This is a genomic window from Pseudomonas sp. SIMBA_041, assembly GCF_046535095.1.
GTDB classification, from domain to species: domain Bacteria; phylum Pseudomonadota; class Gammaproteobacteria; order Pseudomonadales; family Pseudomonadaceae; genus Aquipseudomonas; species Aquipseudomonas mucoides.
Map to the genome: position 1 here is coordinate 1 of NZ_JAWRXJ010000382.1, position 267 is coordinate 267.

Annotated in this window: 1 protein-coding gene; it reads right to left on the reverse strand. The window is 66.7% G+C overall.

Annotation, left to right across the window (positions count from 1 at the left end; all coding sequences use genetic code 11):
- Nucleotides 1-267, reverse strand: a 267-nt coding sequence (locus SB725_RS31580; RefSeq protein WP_410923367.1) for a DAHL domain-containing protein, incomplete at both ends; no start/stop codon positions are given.

The following is a 267-nucleotide window of genomic DNA, read 5'->3' on the forward strand; positions in this document are numbered from 1 at the left end:
TGCGGCCCGGTCGTCGCTGGAAACCTGGGCGAACTCCAGGCTGCTGAGCAGCAGGTCATAGGTATCGATGGCAATGGTCTGCTCTGACAGCCGCGCCTGGTCGTCAAGGCCGGCCAGGCGGCGCTGGATATCGTCTTCGGCAGTGGGCAGGAACGCCAGGGAGTTGCGCAGCACCGCGTTGTGGGTCTTGAAACGCTCCACCAGGCCGGCCTTTTCCTGGAAGGCCTCGATGAACGCCTGGTGGCCGGCCGTCCAGGCGGCCGGGTC